Source organism: Hyphomonas sp. NPDC076881, assembly GCF_050269995.1.
Classification (GTDB): domain Bacteria; phylum Pseudomonadota; class Alphaproteobacteria; order Caulobacterales; family Hyphomonadaceae; genus Hyphomonas.
In genome coordinates, this window is record NZ_JBNNJJ010000004.1 from 268,389 (window position 1) to 286,057 (window position 17,669).

The 17,669-nt window shown below is 64.2% G+C and carries 17 protein-coding genes and 1 tRNA gene; 9 read left to right on the forward strand and 9 right to left on the reverse strand.

Translation table 11 applies throughout. The annotated features are described in order from the left end of the window. The first annotated feature begins 9 nt into the window (after positions 1–9). A complete protein-coding gene (locus ACQKI2_RS06700; RefSeq protein WP_427378924.1) occupies positions 10–1,392 on the forward strand; it encodes a mechanosensitive ion channel family protein in 1,383 nt (460 codons plus the stop codon). Positions 1,393–1,449: 57 nt separating this feature from the next. Here ACQKI2_RS06700 and ACQKI2_RS06705 read toward each other — a convergent pair whose 3' ends face one another. The 3 genes from ACQKI2_RS06705 to ACQKI2_RS06715 form a co-directional block, all read right to left on the reverse strand. After that, positions 1,450–1,920 (reverse strand): hypothetical protein, encoded by a 471-nt coding sequence (locus ACQKI2_RS06705; RefSeq protein ID WP_427378925.1) that lies wholly within the window; start codon positions 1,918–1,920, stop codon positions 1,450–1,452. A 124-nt stretch (positions 1,921–2,044) separates the two neighbouring features. After that, complete coding sequence (gene msrB, locus ACQKI2_RS06710) at positions 2,045–2,587, reverse strand: peptide-methionine (R)-S-oxide reductase MsrB (RefSeq protein WP_427378926.1); 543 nt, start codon at positions 2,585–2,587, stop codon at positions 2,045–2,047. Between the two features lie 104 nt (positions 2,588–2,691). Further along, positions 2,692–3,387, reverse strand: a complete 696-nt coding sequence (locus tag ACQKI2_RS06715; protein WP_427378927.1) for a pirin family protein — start codon at positions 3,385–3,387, stop codon at positions 2,692–2,694. A 151-nt stretch (positions 3,388–3,538) separates the two neighbouring features. On the opposite strand from ACQKI2_RS06715, the gene ACQKI2_RS06720 reads away from it, so the two are divergent. The 6 genes from ACQKI2_RS06720 (at position 3,539) to ACQKI2_RS06745 (ending at position 9,372) form a co-directional block, all read left to right on the forward strand. After that, entirely contained in the window at positions 3,539–4,297 is a 759-nt protein-coding gene (locus ACQKI2_RS06720) for a hypothetical protein (protein ID WP_427378928.1), read from the forward strand. A 137-nt stretch (positions 4,298–4,434) separates the two neighbouring features. Next, positions 4,435–4,716: a type II toxin-antitoxin system RelE/ParE family toxin gene (locus tag ACQKI2_RS06725; protein WP_427378929.1), complete on the forward strand. Its 282-nt coding sequence runs from the start codon at positions 4,435–4,437 to the stop codon at positions 4,714–4,716. 12 nt (positions 4,717–4,728) lie between these two features. After that, a complete protein-coding gene (locus ACQKI2_RS06730) occupies positions 4,729–5,019 on the forward strand; it encodes a HigA family addiction module antitoxin (RefSeq protein WP_427378930.1) in 291 nt (96 codons plus the stop codon). A gap of 57 nt (positions 5,020–5,076) precedes the next feature. Continuing rightward, positions 5,077–6,912: a DNA helicase RecQ gene (gene recQ / locus ACQKI2_RS06735; RefSeq protein ID WP_427378931.1), complete on the forward strand. Its 1,836-nt coding sequence runs from the start codon at positions 5,077–5,079 to the stop codon at positions 6,910–6,912. A gap of 147 nt (positions 6,913–7,059) precedes the next feature. Then, entirely contained in the window at positions 7,060–7,662 is a 603-nt protein-coding gene (locus ACQKI2_RS06740) for an ATP-dependent Clp protease proteolytic subunit (protein WP_427378932.1), read from the forward strand. Between the two features lie 78 nt (positions 7,663–7,740). Then, positions 7,741–9,372 carry an ATP-binding response regulator gene (locus ACQKI2_RS06745; protein WP_427378933.1) on the forward strand — a complete coding sequence of 544 codons (1,632 nt, stop codon included), beginning with the start codon at positions 7,741–7,743 and terminating at the stop codon, positions 9,370–9,372. Between the two features lie 10 nt (positions 9,373–9,382). Here ACQKI2_RS06745 and ACQKI2_RS06750 read toward each other — a convergent pair whose 3' ends face one another. The 3 genes from ACQKI2_RS06750 to ACQKI2_RS06760 all read right to left on the reverse strand — a co-directional run bounded on the left by ACQKI2_RS06750 (position 9,383) and on the right by ACQKI2_RS06760 (position 12,944). Beyond that, on the reverse strand, positions 9,383–11,623 hold the full coding sequence (locus tag ACQKI2_RS06750; protein ID WP_427378934.1) for a patatin-like phospholipase family protein: 2,241 nt from the start codon (positions 11,621–11,623) through the stop codon (positions 9,383–9,385). A 55-nt stretch (positions 11,624–11,678) separates the two neighbouring features. Next, positions 11,679–11,755 (reverse strand) — tRNA-Met (locus tag ACQKI2_RS06755). Positions 11,756–11,813: 58 nt separating this feature from the next. Then, entirely contained in the window at positions 11,814–12,944 is a 1,131-nt protein-coding gene (locus ACQKI2_RS06760; protein WP_427378935.1) for an NAD(P)/FAD-dependent oxidoreductase, read from the reverse strand. A 63-nt stretch (positions 12,945–13,007) separates the two neighbouring features. Between ACQKI2_RS06760 and ACQKI2_RS06765 the strand changes: the two genes are divergently transcribed. After that, positions 13,008–13,757 (forward strand): tetratricopeptide repeat protein, encoded by a 750-nt coding sequence (locus tag ACQKI2_RS06765; RefSeq protein ID WP_427378936.1) that lies wholly within the window; start codon positions 13,008–13,010, stop codon positions 13,755–13,757. Positions 13,758–13,767: 10 nt separating this feature from the next. Here ACQKI2_RS06765 and trxB read toward each other — a convergent pair whose 3' ends face one another. Further along, the gene (gene trxB, locus ACQKI2_RS06770; protein WP_427378937.1) at positions 13,768–14,742 is read right to left on the reverse strand and encodes a thioredoxin-disulfide reductase; all 975 of its coding nucleotides are present in this window, start codon (positions 14,740–14,742) and stop codon (positions 13,768–13,770) included. Positions 14,743–14,836: 94 nt separating this feature from the next. After that, positions 14,837–15,898 (reverse strand): cation diffusion facilitator family transporter, encoded by a 1,062-nt coding sequence (locus ACQKI2_RS06775; protein WP_427378938.1) that lies wholly within the window; start codon positions 15,896–15,898, stop codon positions 14,837–14,839. A gap of 146 nt (positions 15,899–16,044) precedes the next feature. On the opposite strand from ACQKI2_RS06775, the gene ACQKI2_RS06780 reads away from it, so the two are divergent. After that, a complete protein-coding gene (locus ACQKI2_RS06780; protein ID WP_427378939.1) occupies positions 16,045–16,770 on the forward strand; it encodes a VOC family protein in 726 nt (241 codons plus the stop codon). A gap of 188 nt (positions 16,771–16,958) precedes the next feature. Here the strand turns inward: ACQKI2_RS06780 and ACQKI2_RS06785 are convergent, their stop codons facing one another. Next, on the reverse strand, positions 16,959–17,360 hold the full coding sequence (locus tag ACQKI2_RS06785; protein ID WP_427378940.1) for a hypothetical protein: 402 nt from the start codon (positions 17,358–17,360) through the stop codon (positions 16,959–16,961). Positions 17,361–17,669 lie beyond the last annotated feature (309 nt).

A 17,669-nucleotide genomic window follows, 5' to 3' on the forward strand; every position in this document is an offset into this window, starting at 1 on the left:
GCCACAGGGATGAGCCTCGACCTTCTCCAGCCGGAAACGGCCGCTCCGCTGATTGCCAAGGTGCAGGAGTCGGTCACCCGGCTGATCGATGCGGCCCGCAATGAGCTGAGCTCGCCTGATACGCTCTGGCAGGCCGGCGCGCTGGTGGCGTCCGCCCTGCTGGGCTATCTGCTCTCGCGCTTCCCCAAGACCATGCTGATGCAGGCGGCGGAAAAGCGCGGGCGGATCGATTTTGTCCTCTTAACCTATCATTCCCTCTCGCGCATCGTCTGGCCGGTTTTCACCGTCATCCTGCTGGCCGCAGCCACAGCGGCCTTCGAGGCCCTGGGCCTTGGCAACAACACGCTGCACATCGCCACCAGTCTCCTCTTGGCCTGGATCATCGTGCGCATCTTCACCGCCAGCATGCGGCGCGGCTTCTGGTCGAAGGCGATTGCCTATTTCGCCTGGGCGATCACCGCGCTCTACATCGTCGGCTGGCTGCGCCCGTTCACCGGCTGGCTGAACAGTGTCACCTTCGATTTTGGCGAGCATGAAGTCTCGCTGCTGCGCATCCTGGTCAGCCTGGCGCTTGCCTGGTTTGCCATCTGGCTGGGCCGCCTCATCGGCAATGTGGCCCAGTCCCAGCTGCGCGGCTCGCCGGACCTGCCCGCCTCGGTCGGCGGGCTCCTGGGGCAGAGCATCAAGATCGGCGTGATGATCGTCGCCGTGCTGATCGCGCTGAATTTCCTCGGCGTGAACATCGCCGCGCTCACTTTCTTCTCAGGCGCGCTCGGCGTCGGCATCGGCTTCGGCCTGCAGTCGGTCTTCTCCAACTTCATCTCCGGCGTCATCATCCTGATGGAAAAGTCGCTGAAGGTGGGAGACTTCATCGAGCTTCAGTCTGGCCTGTCGGGCGTGGTGAAGGAGATCAACTTCCGCTCCACCGTGGTGATGACGAACGACAATGTCGACATCATCGTGCCCAACGAAGCCTTCATCAAGGCGCAGCTGATCAACTGGACGATGACCGAAGCCCGCCGGCGCATCCATGTGCCGTTCGGGGTGGCCTATGGCACGTCCAAGGAGCTGGTGCAGAAGGCGGGCCTCGAAGCAGCCGGCAGCGTGCCCTGGACCTATGACGACCGGGGCGAGCATACCCCGCAGGTCTGGCTGGTGAAGTTCGGCGAGTTCCGCCTGGAGTTCGAACTGATCGTCTGGCTGACGGATGAGGCCGTGCTGCGCCCGCAAAAGGTGATGGCTGATTATATCTGGGCGATGCATTCGGCGCTGGAGAAATACGAGATCCATGTCTCGATGCCGCAGCGCGACCTGCACATCAAATCACCCGACACGCTCAGCGTGCGGATTGAATCGGGTGATCTGAAGAAAAGCGGCGATCAGGAAAGCTGAGGCCGCTGCCGCCTGGAGGGGTGGCGGCAGCGGCGGGACGGCCCGAGGGGTGCGGGCCTAGTCCAGAGCTTCGGCAAACCGGCGGGCAAACCGGTCAGACGCGCGGCTGGCGTCATGCCAGGTGGTCAGGCCAGCCTGGCGGATGTCATTCTCATACCAGTCATATTCCAGCTCTCCGGCTGGCGCGCCGGCCGCGTCATACGCCACGGCTTTCAGCTTCATGCCGCCAACGCTGACAGAGCGCATCATGTCGAGCCCCGGCTTGTCACCGGCCTGTTTGAAGGTCGGCCGGGAAGGGCGCGCATCCAGGATGGTCACCTCCACCCGCGCCACATCCACACCGGCTTTCGCCAGTTCCCGCGTCAGATCACGTTCGATCCGTCCAGCGAGCACTTCGCCTTCCTTCTCGCCGTAATCCTCCTGGAGTTTCTTGGTGAACTCAGGCGCGTAGCCGACCGATATCTCGGCCGCCTGCGCGCCCTGAACCAGAACCGCAGCAAGCGCGGCGGCTGCAAAAAGGCGTTTCATGGTTTCTCTCCGGTAATTGGCCGGCCAGTGGGGCCCGCCATGTTCATAGTCTCAATATAGGGCAGGGCGGCGGGCGAAAGAAGTCACACAAGCGTGAGGCGCTCGCCGCGCGGGCGCGGGTGCTTCACTTCTTCGCCTTCTCCTTGCCCGCAAAGAGATAGAGATATTCGCCATACCCTTTGGCGGCCATTTCATTTTTCGGGATGAATTTGAGGCTGGCCGAATTGATGCAATAGCGCTGGCCGCCGGTCTCCTTCGGGCCGTCATCAAAGAGGTGGCCGAGATGCGCGTCCGCCCCGCTGGAGCGCACTTCGGTGCGGCTCATGCCGAGGCTGTCATCCTGGAATTCTGACACCAGTTTCTCATGGATGGGTTTGGTAAAGCTTGGCCAGCCGGTGCCGGAATCGAACTTGTCGGTGGAGGAAAACAGCGCCTCGCCGGAGATGGCATCGACATAGATGCCTTCTTCCTTGTGGTTCCAGTATTCATTGTCGAAGGGCGGCTCGGTGCCGTCATGCAGGGTGACGTATTTCTGCTGCTCGGTGAGGTGGGACACATCATGGCCGGTGGCGGTGGCCGTCTTCGTCTCCCCCTGCGCCGTGCTGACGCCGCAGGCTGCCACAATCAGCGCGGCCAGGGCGGCGGCAAGTCCTGTCTCTCTGTGCATGGCGGAAAACTCCTCTTCAGACATGATGCGCCCGGCGGGCGCCTGCTCCTTCATCTAGGTAACAGGCGCCCGCCGGGCAAAGAAAGTCACGAGGCTGTGAGCCTTCAGACGGTATCGACCAGAACCAGCTCTGCCGAGTTTACGCCTTCAAGGATCAGCGTCTCACCGCCGGAAATGGCTGCGCCATCCCGCGTTTTCAGCGTCTGGCCATTGAGAACCACTTCGCCGTCCGCCACCACCAGATAGCCATACCGGCCTTGGGGCAGTTCATAGGTCAGCGTTTCACCGGCCTTCACGGTTGCGCCCAGAACCTTGGCATCCTGATTGATCTGCAGGCTGTCATTCTCGCCGGTGCCCGAAGCGAACACGGCCCATTGGCCAGACCGGTCGCCCTTGGGAAACTGGCGCGCCCCCCAGCTTGGCTTGCCGCCGCGAGTGCGGGGAATGATCCACAGCTGGAATATCTTGGTCACATCATCCTCGGCATTCCATTCCGAGTGCTGAACACCTGATCCTGCGCTCATCACCTGCACATCGCCCGCTTCGGTGCGGCCATGATTGCCAAGCGAATCCTTGTGGGTAATCGCGCCCTGGCGAACATAGGTGATGATTTCCATGGACTCATGCCCATGCGGGGGAAAGCCAGTATGGGGCTGGATCTCGTCATCATTCCACACGCGCAGGGCGCCATGGTGAACCCGGCTCGGATCATGATAGCCGGAAAAGGAAAAGTGATAATGCGCGTTCAGCCAGTCATTGCGGAACCGGCCAAGCTTATCGAAGGGACGGAGTTCGATCATGGGATGTCTCCTCTCAGAACGTTACGGTTGAGAGGTATATGGGATATTCGCCGGGGCAGGGCAGACCCTGCGGGGAGATAGCATTCATGCGGAGCGCGCATGAATTGGCAGGCCGGCCCGCGCCCTGCTATGGAAGTGTCGGGAGACGCAGATGACAGACCAGCCCGGCTTTGACGGACACCTCATCCTCGCCCCGGCGGAAAATACCGGCGCGCCCGAAGGTGCAGGCCTACTGCACGCAAAAACCGCCGTCTATCCCGGCGTCCAGCAGGTCATCCTCTGGCTGCCGGCCGATGGCTGGTCGGGCTATGACACCCTGCGCATCACCGGCCCCGAAGGCGCGCTGATCGAGGAAGGCCCGCTCACCGCCCGCCTCAATGGCCGCGTCCAGATATTGGTGGATACCTATCCCTGGCCCCCCGGTGAGTACCGGATCGACATCACCCATGCTGAAGGCTGGGCCCACACGCTCGCCCTCCAGAAGCTGGAGGCAGGCGTAATCCCGCCGCCAGACCCCGCCCCGGCGCCAGAGCCCGCCAAAGGCCCCATCGTCTACCGCGACGGATTTGGAAATATAATTCCGGATACGGATCTTGAGATGCGCGAAGCGGCGCTGAAAAGAATCGCCGCGCGCTTCTCCCGCCGCCTCGAATTTGAAGGCAACGCCCGCGCGGGCACCATCATCTATATCGACGGCGACATCCGCCTGCGCTTCTATCATGAAATGTGCATCCGCCCGGTGCATTTCAGCATAGATGTTCCGCCGCCGGACAAATGGGAAGCCGCCACCGGCCAGCCCCTCACCGAACGCGACGACATCCTAAATTTCCTCGCCGAAGAAACCCGCCGCCGCCAAGCCCCCAGCCTCAAGACGCTGATCCACGACAACCGGATCGACTTTGTGGATTAATCCATCACGCATCCAATCTTGGAAAACTTGTCTCGGACAGTGCCCGCCGTCCTTCTTGCAAATCGCAACGCGCGGCGATGGCCCGAACCTGCAACTCTCCTTGACAATGTATCGTATCGTGATACATCTCTCGATAAATGATACAGAGCACCAAAGGCGATCTGATCGGGCAGGTTCTGGCAGGAAAAGCCCGTAAGGGATTTCCTGCGGATATATTCCGTGTTGCAGTCCGGAAGGTCGCATTGCTTCAGGCCGCAGTGCAGCTGGACGACCTTCGGGTACCGCCCGGGAACAGGCTGGAAGCGTTAACGGGCGGCCGGGCGGGCCAGCACTCGATCCGCATCAATGACCAGTGGCGTCTCTGTTTCAAATGGACGGATAGGGGGCCTGAAGACGTTGAGATTGTGGATTACCACTGAAAGGAAATGACTATGGTAACCCTGCAAGTGCCGGTCCATCCCGGTGAGATTCTCAAGCACGAATTCCTTGAGCCGATGGGGCTGAGCGCCATCGGGCTAGCCAAACATATTCGCGTACCGCGGACGCGGATCGAGCGTCTTGTCAGGGAAGAGACAGCCGTAACGGTCGATACCGCCAAACGCCTCGCCCGCGCTTTTGGAACGAGTGTCGAGTTCTGGCTGAACCTTCAGATGCATTATGATCTGCTGACTGCAGACCCAGCGAATGAAATCATGGAGATAAAGCCCTTGCGGGTTGCCTGAGCGAATACGGGCAGCCCACCCCTTGCTCTTGCCTCCGCATCTCCCCAGAACGGGGCCATGCCGTCGCCGCCCACCCTCACTGATGCCCGCGCGCTGTTGAAGCGCGTCTATGGCTATGATGCCTTCCGGGGCCTGCAGGAAGCGGTGATTGCCGACACGCTGGCGGGCCGCGATGGCCTCGCCGTGCTGCCGACCGGCGGGGGCAAATCCCTCTGCTACCAGATCCCCGCGCTGCTGCGGGAAGGGGTAGGCATCGTCGTTTCGCCGCTGATCGCGCTGATGGCCGATCAGGTCGATGCGCTGAAACTCGCCGGGGTGCGCGCCGAGCGCCTTGACAGCTCGATGGATTTCCATGCCCGCACCGCCGCGCTGGACGCCGCCGCGCGCGGGGAGATGGACCTCCTCTATGTCTCGCCCGAAGGGCTGGGGAATGGGCTGGCAGACCGGCTTTCGCGGATGAAGGTCTCGCTTATCGCCGTGGATGAAGCCCACTGCGTCAGCCAATGGGGCCATGATTTCCGCCCCGATTACCGCGCCCTCGGGCGCCTGAAGGCGCTGTTCCCGGGCGTGCCGCGCCTCGCGGTGACAGCCACTGCCGACAATCGCACGCGCGACGACATCCTCGCCCAACTCGACCTGACCGACCCGGCCGTTCACGTCGCCAGCTTCGACCGGCCAAACCTCATCCTCTCGGCAGAGCCCAAGGAAGGCAATCGCACCGCCCGCGTCGTCCAACTCGTCAAAGCGAGAGCAGGGGTCAGCGGCATCGTCTATGCTGCCACCCGCAATGCGGTTGAGGATCTGGCCGACGCGCTGGAGAAAGCCGGCGTCCCCTCGCTCGCCTATCATGCCGGGCTCGACGCGGAAGTCCGCGCTGCCCGCCAGCGCCGGTTCCTGCTGGAGGAGGGGCTGGTGATGTGTGCCACCGTTGCGTTTGGGATGGGCGTCGACAAGCCGGATGTCCGCTTCGTCATCCATGCCGACCCGCCCAAGACGCTGGAAGCCTATTGGCAGGAAGTCGGCCGGGGCGGGCGCGATGGCGAACCGGCAGAGGGCGTTGCCCTCTTCGGCCCGTCAGACATGAACCGCTCCCTGCAATGGACCTACAGCAGCGACGCGCCCGACGAGGTCAAGCGCGTCCAGCTCACCAAGACGCGCCAGCTCTTCGCCTTCCTCAATGGGGATGAATGCCGCCGCGCCGCTGTGCGCCGCTATTTCGGGGAAGAGGCGGTGGAGCCCTGCGGGGTGTGCGATGCCTGCAAAGGGGAGCTGGGCGAGCGGTACGACGTGACCCGCTATGCCCAGATGGCGGTGTCTGCCGTGCTGCGCTGCGGCCAGCGGATTGGCCGGGGCCGCCTGGTGCAGCATCTGCTGGGCGAAGCGAAGGACGGGTTTGATACCGATCTCTCCAGTCTTTCCACCTTTGGCATCGGCAAGGAACTCTCCCGCCAGGGCTGGAACCGGGTGTTCGATGCGCTGCTCTATGAAGATCTGGTGGCCGAGGGCGGGGAAGCCATGCGCCCGGTCCTGGTCGTGCCCGATGCCGAGGCGGCCAAGGCCCTCTTCAGAGGGGAACGCACCGTCTCGCTCAAGCAGGACCCCGCCGCTGCCCGCCGCAAGACCCGCTCGAAGGGCGCCGCCAAAGTGGCCGTCATGGCAGACCTTTCCGAGCGGGACTTCTCCCTCTTCGAGGCCCTGCGTACCTGGCGGACGAACCTCGCCAGGGAGCGCGGCGTGCCGCCTTATGTCATCTTCCATGACAGAACGCTGGCCGAAATCGCGCGGGAACGCCCCGCCACCCCGGACGCCCTGCGCGAGATCAGCGGGGTAGGGGAGAAGAAGGCGCAGGCCTATGCCGCCGATGTCGCGCGGGTGATCTCAGAGGCCGCCTGATGTCCGGATTTGTCCATGGCCTGTCCGCAACTGTCCGGAATTGTCCGGCCCCTGGCTGGGGAATAGTGAGCCGCGTGCCTTGACCCGGCGCCCCTGGCACCGCACCTATACGACCTGAAATCAAAGAGATTCCTTTCCGGAGCCTGCATGACCCCCTTCCGCCTTGACGATGAAGACGAAAAAGAAGCCACCCCCGCAGCCAATCCCGCTGCGCTGGTGGAAAATGCCCTGTTCAAGTCGCGCACCATCCTGCTGACCGGCGGGATCGACTTCAAACAGGCCCGCATGGTCTGCGAGCGGATGCTGGCCCTGTCTGCCGAAAGCGATGATCCGATCCTGCTGATCCTGTCCTCGCCCGGCGGTCACGTCGAAAGCGGCGACATGATCCATGACATGATCAAATTCGTCACCGCCCCGGTAAAAGTGCTCGGCTCCGGCTGGGTCGCCTCGGCAGGCGCGCTGATCTATGCGGCCGCCCAGAAAGAAAACCGCTATTCGCTGCCCAACACCCGTTACCTGCTGCATGAACCCCGCGGCGGCGTTGGCGGCCAGGCTACGGATGTCGAAATCCAGGCCCGCGAAATCATCAAGATGCGCGAGCGTCTGAACAAGATTTTCGCCGAAGCCACCGGCAAGCCGCTTGAGCAGATCAAGAAGGACACCGACCGGGATTTCTGGATGAGCGCTCAGGAGGCTGTGGATTACGGCCTTGTGAACAAGATCATCCGCAATCGCCGCGAAATCTCCTGATCACAACAGGTCTGGCGTTTGCCGGAAGGTAACACTTGTTACGGATGATCGGGCATTAACCTTAATGCCCGGTCCCCGATGCCCGTACGCCTCCAGGAAATTGCGCTCAGCGTGCCGCCCATTCCGTCCTCCACGACGGGGGCGGCGGCGCTCTCCCTCTTCTTGTCCGACCCGCTGCTGTTCGCGCTCCCGGTCCGGCTGGAAACGGGCGAGGACGGAGCGCTGCGCATCGCGCAGGTCACCCGCGCCCGGCTGACCGAGGCGCTCGCCGGCCCCAATGGCCGAGATATCTTCGCCGCCCGCCCGGTACATCACCTGATCACGCAGGCCCCCGTCATCGCAGACGGCACCCTGCCCGTCGCCCTGATTGCCAAACAGGCGGCAGAGAAGGGCACCAGCGCGCTGACCGATGGCGTGATCGTGATGGAAGAGGGCGTCTATAAGGGCCTCGTCTCTCCGGCCGCGCTGCTGAAGGCTGTGGCCGAGGAGAACACCGCCCGCGCCCGCAGCCAGCAGGCCAGCCATCGCCGCATCGAAGAGATGAAGGCAAAGATGCTGATGCTGGCGGAAGGCCGCTCCCGCTTCCTGGCCTTCATCGGCCACGAAATCCGCACGCCGCTGACCGGCATTCTGGGCGTGGCCGACCTGATCAAGGATCAGGCCCCCACCACCGAGACCCGCCGCCTTGCGGAGACCATTTCCAATAGCGGCCAGCATCTGGAGCGCCTGCTCAACGACCTGCTGGACCTTTCCCGGCTGGAAGTGGGCAAGCTGCCGGTAACCCTGCAGGCTTTCGAGCTGCGCCAGTTTGCCTCCGAAACGCGCGACCTCTGGCAGCCCAAGCTTGACGCCAAGCGCGTGGGCCTGCGCATCGCCGTGGCCCGCAGCGCCGAAGGCCGTATCGAAAGCGATGCCGGGCGCCTGCGGCAGATCCTGTTCAACCTCGTCAGCAATGCCGTGAAGTTCACCGATCGCGGCCATGTCACCGTCCAGATGTCCACTGTTCCGGCAGGGGAGGGGCTGACCCTCATCATGACCGTTGCCGATACGGGCCGCGGTATTTCCGATGCCGACAAGGCGCGCCTGTTTGAAGAGTTCGAGCAGGCAGACGACACCATCGCCGCCACTCATGGCGGCTCTGGCCTCGGCCTCAGCATCGCGCGCGCCCTGGCGCGGCGTCTCGGCGGGGATATCGCGCTGGCTGACAATGCCGGCGGCGGTTGCCTGTTCACTGTTGCAGTGCCGGTGCAGAAAGCCGGCCCGCGCCTGGCGGTGGAGAATACCGCCCCCACAAGCGCCGGCCGGTTTGATCTTGGCGAGATCCTTGTGGCCGAAGATCACGAAACGACCGCCTTTGTCATCCGTGAGGCGCTCGTCGCCGCCGGCTGGCGGGTTGAATGCGTGCCTGATGCAACGGCCGCCGCCCAGCGCATCGCCGTGCGGCGGTATCAGGCGGTGCTCACCGATGTGCATATGCCGGGCGGCGGGGCCGAAGCCGTGATCAAGGCGGCCCGATATGGCCCTGGCCAGAACAGCGGCATACCGATCCTGGCGCTGACGGCAGACGCGACTGCCGAATGCCGCGCGGCCTGCGAAAAGCTTGGCTTTTCCGGCCTGATCGAAAAGCCGGTGCGCCCGCGCGCGCTGGTGGCGGCGCTGGCCGATACGCTGCTCAGCGCGCCGCGGGAAAAGCAGGCGAAAGCGGTTTGAAGCGGCTTTCCTAGAAAGACCGCCCGATCACCAGATAGGCCGACTGGCGCCCCCCTTCGGAGCGGCCAAAGGCGAGATATACCGGCCCCAGCGCGGTATTGGCGCCGACATAGACGCTGCCCCCAAAGCGCACATCATCCAGCGAGAAATTGTCCGGCTCCGACCAGGCCTCGCCCGCTTCGATGGATCCGCCCACGAACAGGGGAATGCCGAACAGGGCTTCCTCCGTATTGGTCAGGGACCGGCGATAGATCAGGCGGCCAGCCAGGAAATTCTCTCCGGCCAGCTCATCCAGCCGGTAGCCCGAAAGGCTGAACAGCCCGCCGATCCGGTAGAGCGTGTCGATGGGCGGCGCGCCGCTGAGGCGCAGGCCGCCCGAGACCGATGTGAGCAGGGTGTTGCGCCCGAAGGTGAAGGCATGAAGACCGGAGGCCGTCATGGTCTGATAGTCGGCATTGTCTCCCAGATATTCCAGGCCGTGCGTCCAGCGCACTTTGGCCCTCGTGCCCTGGCGCGGGAAGAAGGGATCATCAAGCGTATCAAGCCCGGCGGAGGCAAAGATGCGGCCCGTGTCAATATCCACCTCATTGATGGGGCCGGCGCCTTCGTTCAGCTTGGCGCGCCCCGTGCCGAGTTCTGTACCGACCCGGATTTCCCCGAAGTTTCCAAACTGGCGGCCTGCATCAATGCCGAGCAGGCCATAGGTGAGATCATATCCGGCGGTCTTGAAGCCGCGCGTTGTATAGACATTTACCGGCCGGTTCTCGATCTCGGCACGGGCGGCAGCAAACCAGCTTTGTTCAGGTTCCAGCAGGCGGAAATATTCGAGGCCAAATTCGTTAATGTCGCCAATGGTGGCGATGGCCCGGATTTCCGATCCATAGGCGTCCAGCGCCGCGCTGCGATAATCCACCGACACGGCCACATCGGACTCGGTGTTGAAGTCGTTCTCCACGATCATGCCGAGGCGGACCCGGCCGGCATTGCGGCGGGAATCTTCTGCCCGCACGATCAGACCGGTCAACCCGTCCTGCTGGGCCATCGTATAATCCACCCGCTCAAACGGGCCGAGGGCATAGATCCGGTCGAGCGCTTCATTGATCTCATCGGTGTCGGCCGGCTTGCCCAGCACGCTTGCCATGCGCGTTTCGAGCAGAGACTGGTTGAGGCGGGATGTGTTCTCGATACGGACGAAGGAAATGACGGGTGACTGGGTGTCCCCCAGGCCGGCATAGCTGATGGGCGGGCGGTCTTCGGCAATCGGCGCAAACTTGTCAGCCAGGGCCTGAACCGATTTCCGGCCAGCCGCGATCAGGTCCTTGCCGCGTGTGAAGGCCGCAGGGCCAATCTTGCCGGTGTCAACCCGCACCAGCACATCGCCCGGTTTCATCGAGGCAATCTCAGCGCGCTCATTCGCCAGGATCAGCAGGCTGACGGTCTGCGACAGAACATCGACCACTGAGCCGATCTGCTCCTGCTTCAGCAGGTCGTTGGGGGTCCATACAGCGATCACGATGTCGGCGCCCATATCCCTTGCGACGCTGACCGGGATGTTGGCGGCAAGGCCGCCATCGACCAGCAGCTTGCCATCCAGGTTGAAAGCCGGGAATACGCCGGGCACGGACATCGATGCCCGCATCGCCATCGGCAGCTCGCCCGAGCGGATGATGACGGCTTCGCCCGTGGCAATATCGGTGGCCACCGCGCGGAAGGGGATCGTCAGGTCGTCGAAACTTTCCACATTCATCCGGGCCGGGGTGAAACGGCGCAGTTCCTTCATCAGCGCCTGATCGGAAATGGCGCCCGTGGGCAGGAGAAGGCCCGCGCCCGATACGCCCAGGCTCGCCGTGCCGGGAAAGTCCGCCTGCTGCTGCTTCTGGCGGTAGGTGAGCTTGTCGCGTTCCGGCGCCGGGTTGAACACGCCGCTCCAGTTGACCTTTTGAACGACCTCTTCCAGCTCCGCGCCGCTCATCCCGGCTGCGTAGAGCCCGCCGATGACCGCGCCCATCGATGTGCCCACCACGATGTCAGGCCGGATGCCCATCGCTTCGAGTTCCTGGATGGCGCCGACATGGGAGAGGCCGAGCGCGCCCCCACCCGAGAGCACCAGCGCGACCTTGGGCCGGCGGGCCTCGGTGGGTTCGGCCGTTTCCTGCGCCAGGCTGGTGGCGGCAAGGGCAAACAGGGCGGTGAGAAGGAGCAGCGGCCGGGGCAGCCAGCAAGCCAGAGTGCGGGAGAAGGTCTGCGTCATCAGGCGATCCTCTGGCCAGTTGGCTGGCGGCGCAAGAGGGATCGCGCGCTAGGCGTGGTGGTTCGGGAGAGACTTGAACTCTCGACCTCGCGATTATGAGTCGCGCGCTCTAACCAGCTGAGCTACCGAACCTGAACGCCGCATCAGCGAAGGCGCCTGATACACATGGAAAGGGGGGCGCGCAAGCACCCTATCCTGCAAGCTCTGCCACATGGTCTGCAATTGACAGGGATGAGGTCAGCCCCGGGCTTTCAATCCCCAGAAGGTTAACCAGGCCGGCGCTGCCATGGGCCTCTGGCCCTTCGATGCGGAAATCGCCGGACGGGGCGCCTCTGGGCACGATTTTGGGCCGCACGCCGGCATAATCGGGGGTGAGCCGGTCAAGGGTCAGGCCGGGCCAGTAGCGGCTGACTTCGGCATGGAATACGGCGGCGCGGGCGGGATCGACCCGGTAATCGAAGGGCGGGGAGGCGCCCTCGGGCAGCCATTCGGCGTCCGGCCCTACCTTGCCGCGCCCGCCCAGGTCTATCGTCAGGTGCAGGCCCAGCGTGGCGGTGTTGGGCATGGGGTAGATCAGCCGGGAGAACGGCGTGCGCCCGCTGATGCCGAAATAGCTGCCCTTCACGAAATGGGTTTCCGGCAAGCCGGCCGTGTGGGGGCCTTCTATTGTGGCGGCTATATGGGGCGCGTAGTGACCCGCCGCATTGACCACGGTGCGGGCGCGGATGGTGGCCGGATTGTCCCCGCCGGTCTCCAGCCGGACATGGCCTGCCTCCACCGCGCCGGAGAGCACCGGCGTGTTGAAGGCAATCGAGCCGCCGGCATCTTCCAGCTCCCCCTGCAGGGCCAGGAAATAGGCGTGGCTGTCGAAAATGCCGGAGACGGGGGAGTGGATGGCCGCGGCCACTTCCGGGTTGAGCGCAGGCTCCATCGCCAGAGCCCCGGCGCCGTCCAACAGGCGCAGGTCTTCCACGCCATTGGCCTGCGCCCGCGCCAGGATCGCGCCAAGTTCGCCCGCTTCCGCCTCGCCAATGGCCACCACCAGCTTGCCGCAGCGCTTCACGGCAACGCCGTGGGCATCCAGAAAGCTGTAGAGCATCCGCCGGCCATTAACGCAGTGGCGCGCCTTGAGGCTGCCGGTGGCATAATAGAGCCCGGCATGGATCACCTCGGAATTGCGGGATGAGGTGTGCATCGCAATCTGGTCTTCGGCCTCCAGCACGATCACCTCGCGCCCCGCCCGCGCCAGCGCACGCCCGCAGGCCAGGCCAATCACGCCCGCCCCGATGACCACCACATCCGCCTCAAAACTATCTGTCATTGCAATCCCGCTCGCCGAACGTCCTGTTTCGGAGTAATATCAACTCAGATGCAGGGACGCAGCTTGATTCTGTTCACTTTTGCCGTGCTGGCAGCAATGCTGGCCCATGCAGATGTTCGCGCTGCATCCGAAGCGTTCCGGGCGGGCCTTTACGAGAGGGCGTTCGAGCAGGCGGGCGGCGAGCAGACAGCCGACGCCTACGCCTTCCGTGCGCGGACCCTTCTGGCAAAGGCCATGAGCGGGGAGGGCGATCCGCCGCGCAGCCTGATCGGCCAGGCCCTGGCCGAGGCCGAAGAAGCGCTGAAGCTGGACCCTGAACATGAGGAAGGCCGCCTTCAGAAGGCCATTTCCCTGTCGCTGATCCTGCGGCCGATGAGTCTCAATGAGGCCAGCAAGACCGGCTATGGCGAGCTTTCAAAACAGCTTGCCGAAAGTGTGCTGAAGGATGACCCCGCGAATTTCTATGCGCATGGCTTTCTGGCTGTCTGGCATGTGGAGGTCGAGCGCCGGGGCGGCACAATCGGCGCGGCCATCATGGGCGCCAGTCTGAAGACCGCGCGCCGCCATTATGAAGAAGCCGTCCGTCTTGCGCCGGAGGATATCGCCTTGCGCTGGCAATGGGCCCGGGCGCTGGCCGCGCTGGACGCGAAGAAGCACCGCGCAGAGATCGAAACGGCATTGCAGGCTGCTGTGGCAACTGATCCGGCCACGGATCTGGACCGGGTGATGCAGGAACGCGCCGCACGGCTGCTCGAAGCCGTCACCCGCAAGAAACCCCGCGATGTGGAGCGCGTGGCGCTGGCGATGCTTTAGCGCTGAAGCCCTATTCTGCGGGAACAGCAGCAGCTTCAGCATGCGCTTCCTGTTCTGACAGGAAGCGTTCGGCGTCGAGGGCGGCCATGCAGCCCATGCCGGCGGCGGTGACGGCCTGGCGGTAGGTTTCGTCGGTCACGTCGCCAGCGGCGAACACGCCGGGGATGGCGGTGCGCGGAGAGCCGGGCTCGGTGATCAGATAGCCATTCTCTTTCATCGGCAGCTTGCCGGTAAAAAGCTCCGTGGACGGAGCATGTCCGATGGCGACGAAGACGCCATGAACAGGCAGTTCGCGGAGGGTGCCGGTGGTGAGATCGCGGATGCGTGCGGCGGTGACGCCCAGAGGCTGCTCATCACCCACAACTTCCTCAAGCGTGTGATTCCAGATCACTTCGACCTTGGGGTTCTTGAACAGGCGATCCTGCAGGATCTTCTCGGCGCGGAAATGGTCGCGGCGGTGGATGACGGTGACCTTTGAGGCAAAGTTCGTCAGGAAGAGGGCCTCTTCCACAGCGGTGTTGCCCCCGCCGATGACAAGCACTTCCTTGCCGCGATAGAAGAAGCCATCGCAGGTGGCACAGGCGGAGACGCCGAAGCCCTTGAACTTTTCTTCGCTGGCAAGGTTCAGCCATTTGGCCTGAGCGCCGGTGGAGATGATCACGGCATCGGCGGTGTAGGTGGTGCCGCTTTCGCCCACGGCCTTGAAGGGGCGGGTTTCGAAATCGACCGAGAGAATGTGATCGCTGGCCACTTTGGCGCCCATCTTTTCGGCATGTTCCTGCATCTTCCCCATCAGCTCGGGGCCCTGGATCTCGTCAAAGCCCGGATAATTCTCCACTTCCGTGGTGATGGTGAGCTGGCCGCCGGGCTGCATACCGGTGACGACGAGCGTATCGCGCAGGGCGCGGGCGGCGTAGATGGCGGCGGTCCAGCCGGCGGGGCCTGATCCGATGATCAGGATTTCGGCATGTTGTGTCTCGGCCATCTTCAGCCTCCTTCGCGGACTCATGGGCGGGCTGGCCCCCATATGGGGCCTGAAGGGGCAGGGTTAAAGCGCTCTTGCGCTGGCCGCAAGGCAGCTATTCAGGGGCGGAGACAACTTCCACGGTGGCATGGGAAACCTTGAACCGGCTGGCGAGGCGCGCCTTCACATCCCGGCGCAGGGATTCGGGATTGGCGCCCGGCGCGGCGGTGACTTCCAGCGTCACCAGGGGCCGCGATTCGGTCAGGGACCAGGCATGGACATGGGCAACCCGGGACACGCCGGGGACATTTCCGGACAGATCATGGACAATTTCGGACACTGACAGACCCGGAGGTGTCCCCTCCAGCAGGATGTGGCCAGACTGGCGCATGATGCGCACGCCTGCCACGATCACCAGCCCGGCGACGAGCGCGGAGAGGATCGGGTCGGCCGGGGTCCACCCCGTCCAGAGGATGATGCCGGCCGCAGCGATGGCGGCGACCGAGCCGAGGAGATCGCCGGCCACATGCCAGAGGGCGCCGCGCAGGTTCAGGTCTTGCCTGTCGCCGCCATGCAGAACAGCGAAAGCGGCAATATTGACCAGGAGGCCACCGGCCGCGACGATCATCATCAGGCCGCCCATCACCTCGACCGGGGCGAGGAGACGGTGGACCGCTTCCCAGATGATCCAGAGGCCGAGCAGGATCAGCAGCACGCCATTGGTAAAGGCGGCGAGGATTTTCATCCGCGCGAAGCCATAGGAGCGGGCAGGATCGGCCGGGCGCTCGGCGAGCTTGTAGCCGATCCAGGCGAGCAGCAGCGAGCCGGCATCGGTGAACATGTGGGCGGCGTCTGCCAGGAGGGCGAGGGAGCCGGAGATGAGGCCCCCGGCCACTTCGGCAAACATGAAGGCGGCTGTCAGCACGGCAGCAATGGCCACGCGGCGGCGGGAGTCGGCGCTGGTCATGTCAGCATGATGGTCATGGGAATGGCCGGCATGGCTGTGATCGTGGCCATGGCCGTGATCGTGGGCATGCGCGCCGGGATCGGCCGGGCAGTCTAGCCCGGTGGCGCCGCTGTGGCCGTGACCATGGGCGTGGTCATGATCATGGCCGTGATCATGATCCTTGACGGCGGGGCTGCCATGCCCCGGGGGATTTGCATGCGGTTTGGTCATCTTGCCCGAGCCAGTGGCGCCTTCCGGCGGGGAAAGCAATCCGTGCGTAATAGCATAACCTTGTTTACCTTGCGTCGTTGTTGCGGCGTTTGTTCTGCTCGTTAGGGTCTTCTCAAAAGAAAATACCTCCGGGGAGAACCACAACCATGACCCTGCCGCGTCTCCGACAATTGGTGATTGCCGCCCGAAGCCTGAGCACCGCTGATCAGCTGGCCGAACTGCTGGGCCTGGGCGAGCCGTTCATCGACCCCGGCGTGGAGGAGTTTGGCCTCGTCAACCGCGTGTTCCCGATCGGGGACCAGTTCCTGGAAGTCGTCGTGCCGACGAGCGGCAAGGCGCCGGCGGCCCGCTTCATCGAGCGGGGCGGGGAGGGCGGCTATATGGCGATCTTCCAGACTGAGGATCTGGCGGCGGCCCGCGCGCGGGTGGACAAGCTGGGCGTGCGCCGCGTGTGGAACATGGACCTGGACGACATTGCCGCGAGCCATCTTCACCCCGCCGATGTGGGCGGGGCGATTGTCTCCATCGATGAGGCGCGCCCGGCGGCAAGCTGGCGCTGGGCGGGGCCGGGCTGGCAGAAGCGGGCAAAGCCGGGCGCCCTGCGCGGCGCGGTGCTGGCGGGGCCGGACCCCGAAGGCATGGCGGCGCACTGGGCCGATATTCTGGCCGTGCCCAAGGGACGGCGCTATCTGCGCGTGGCAGACGAGGCGGGGATTGAATTCCGTCAGGGGCCGGAGGAAAGACTGATCCAGTTCCAGATCGCCGTGAAGGAACCGCGCGTGGCGCTGCAGCGGGCGCGCGGCATGAACCTCTGCGTGGTGGACCGCGTGGTGAAGATTGCCGGCGTGGGGCTGGAGCTGGAAGCGGTTTAGAGGGGGCGGGATGCCCGCTGACATCCTTCGACTTCGCTCAGGATGAGCTTCTCGGACGCAGCCTGTCGGAGCTCATCCTGAGCGAAGTCGAAGGATGGCGGGCGCGTGCAGGTTTCAGCCAGCACGTTTGCCCGGACGCAACGGGGGCTGGCCGGGGGATTGGGGCTGGGTTTGGGGAATTGTGCGCGCTAGGAGGTGTCGGGGCCCGCGGTGAGGGCGCAGGCCCCCTTCGTCAGGGCGCTGGGCGCCCTGCCACTTCCCCCGTTTGCACGGGGGAAGAAAAGAGGTTGCGGGGCATCAGCGTTGAAGATCGCCGGAAGCGAGCTTGACCAGCTTGGGTCATCCCACGCTTTGCGTGTGGGCTCTGCTGGTCTGTAGGCGGAGGGATCGGGCCTCTGGTCGCCGAGATATTCGATGCGGACCCTGCCCCACCAGCTGATGCGGATGAGCGCGCCCGTGCGGCCGGCGGCCTGGACGTGTTTTGCGGCGATCCGCATCTGCCAGACGAACACCCACCAGAAGAACGGATGCACGAGCGCGAAATACTCCGCGAGCGCTGGTTCCTTGCTGAGACGGGCGATACTCATCATGCCACGGAGCATACGCCCGGCGCGGGAGGGGGTGGACAAGGTTTGCGGGATTTATTTTTAAGGCGTTGAGGGGATTGGGGATTTTGGACGCGGAGGGGGCGGGATTTGGGGGATAGGGCGCAAGGCCCTCACCTCCCATTGCTGCGCAATGGGCCCCTCCTCTCCCGGAGGGAGAGGGGTTGGGACTTCGCGGCAGGCGGAACGCTAAACCCCTTGACCCAGCCCCCTGATCCGGGCCGTTTAATTGGAGACTCTGTTCGCCTTTCTTTCTGGTTGGGGGTGGGTGGTCAAGGCCCGCTGAGCGGAGCT

Coding starts and splice junctions, on each gene's coding strand:
- ACQKI2_RS06700 (WP_427378924.1), top strand. CDS start 10: ATGAGCCTCGACCTTCTCCAGCCGGAAACGGCCGCTCCGCTGATTGCC.
- ACQKI2_RS06705 (WP_427378925.1), bottom strand. CDS start 1,920: ATGAAACGCCTTTTTGCAGCCGCCGCGCTTGCTGCGGTTCTGGTTCAG.
- msrB (WP_427378926.1), bottom strand. CDS start 2,587: ATGCACAGAGAGACAGGACTTGCCGCCGCCCTGGCCGCGCTGATTGTG.
- ACQKI2_RS06715 (WP_427378927.1), bottom strand. CDS start 3,387: ATGATCGAACTCCGTCCCTTCGATAAGCTTGGCCGGTTCCGCAATGAC.
- ACQKI2_RS06720 (WP_427378928.1), top strand. CDS start 3,539: ATGACAGACCAGCCCGGCTTTGACGGACACCTCATCCTCGCCCCGGCG.
- ACQKI2_RS06725 (WP_427378929.1), top strand. CDS start 4,435: ATGATACAGAGCACCAAAGGCGATCTGATCGGGCAGGTTCTGGCAGGA.
- ACQKI2_RS06730 (WP_427378930.1), top strand. CDS start 4,729: ATGGTAACCCTGCAAGTGCCGGTCCATCCCGGTGAGATTCTCAAGCAC.
- recQ (WP_427378931.1), top strand. CDS start 5,077: ATGCCGTCGCCGCCCACCCTCACTGATGCCCGCGCGCTGTTGAAGCGC.
- ACQKI2_RS06740 (WP_427378932.1), top strand. CDS start 7,060: ATGACCCCCTTCCGCCTTGACGATGAAGACGAAAAAGAAGCCACCCCC.
- ACQKI2_RS06745 (WP_427378933.1), top strand. CDS start 7,741: ATGCCCGTACGCCTCCAGGAAATTGCGCTCAGCGTGCCGCCCATTCCG.
- ACQKI2_RS06750 (WP_427378934.1), bottom strand. CDS start 11,623: ATGACGCAGACCTTCTCCCGCACTCTGGCTTGCTGGCTGCCCCGGCCG.
- ACQKI2_RS06760 (WP_427378935.1), bottom strand. CDS start 12,944: ATGACAGATAGTTTTGAGGCGGATGTGGTGGTCATCGGGGCGGGCGTG.
- trxB (WP_427378937.1), bottom strand. CDS start 14,742: ATGGCCGAGACACAACATGCCGAAATCCTGATCATCGGATCAGGCCCC.
- ACQKI2_RS06775 (WP_427378938.1), bottom strand. CDS start 15,898: ATGACCAAACCGCATGCAAATCCCCCGGGGCATGGCAGCCCCGCCGTC.
- ACQKI2_RS06780 (WP_427378939.1), top strand. CDS start 16,045: ATGACCCTGCCGCGTCTCCGACAATTGGTGATTGCCGCCCGAAGCCTG.
- ACQKI2_RS06785 (WP_427378940.1), bottom strand. CDS start 17,360: ATGATGAGTATCGCCCGTCTCAGCAAGGAACCAGCGCTCGCGGAGTAT.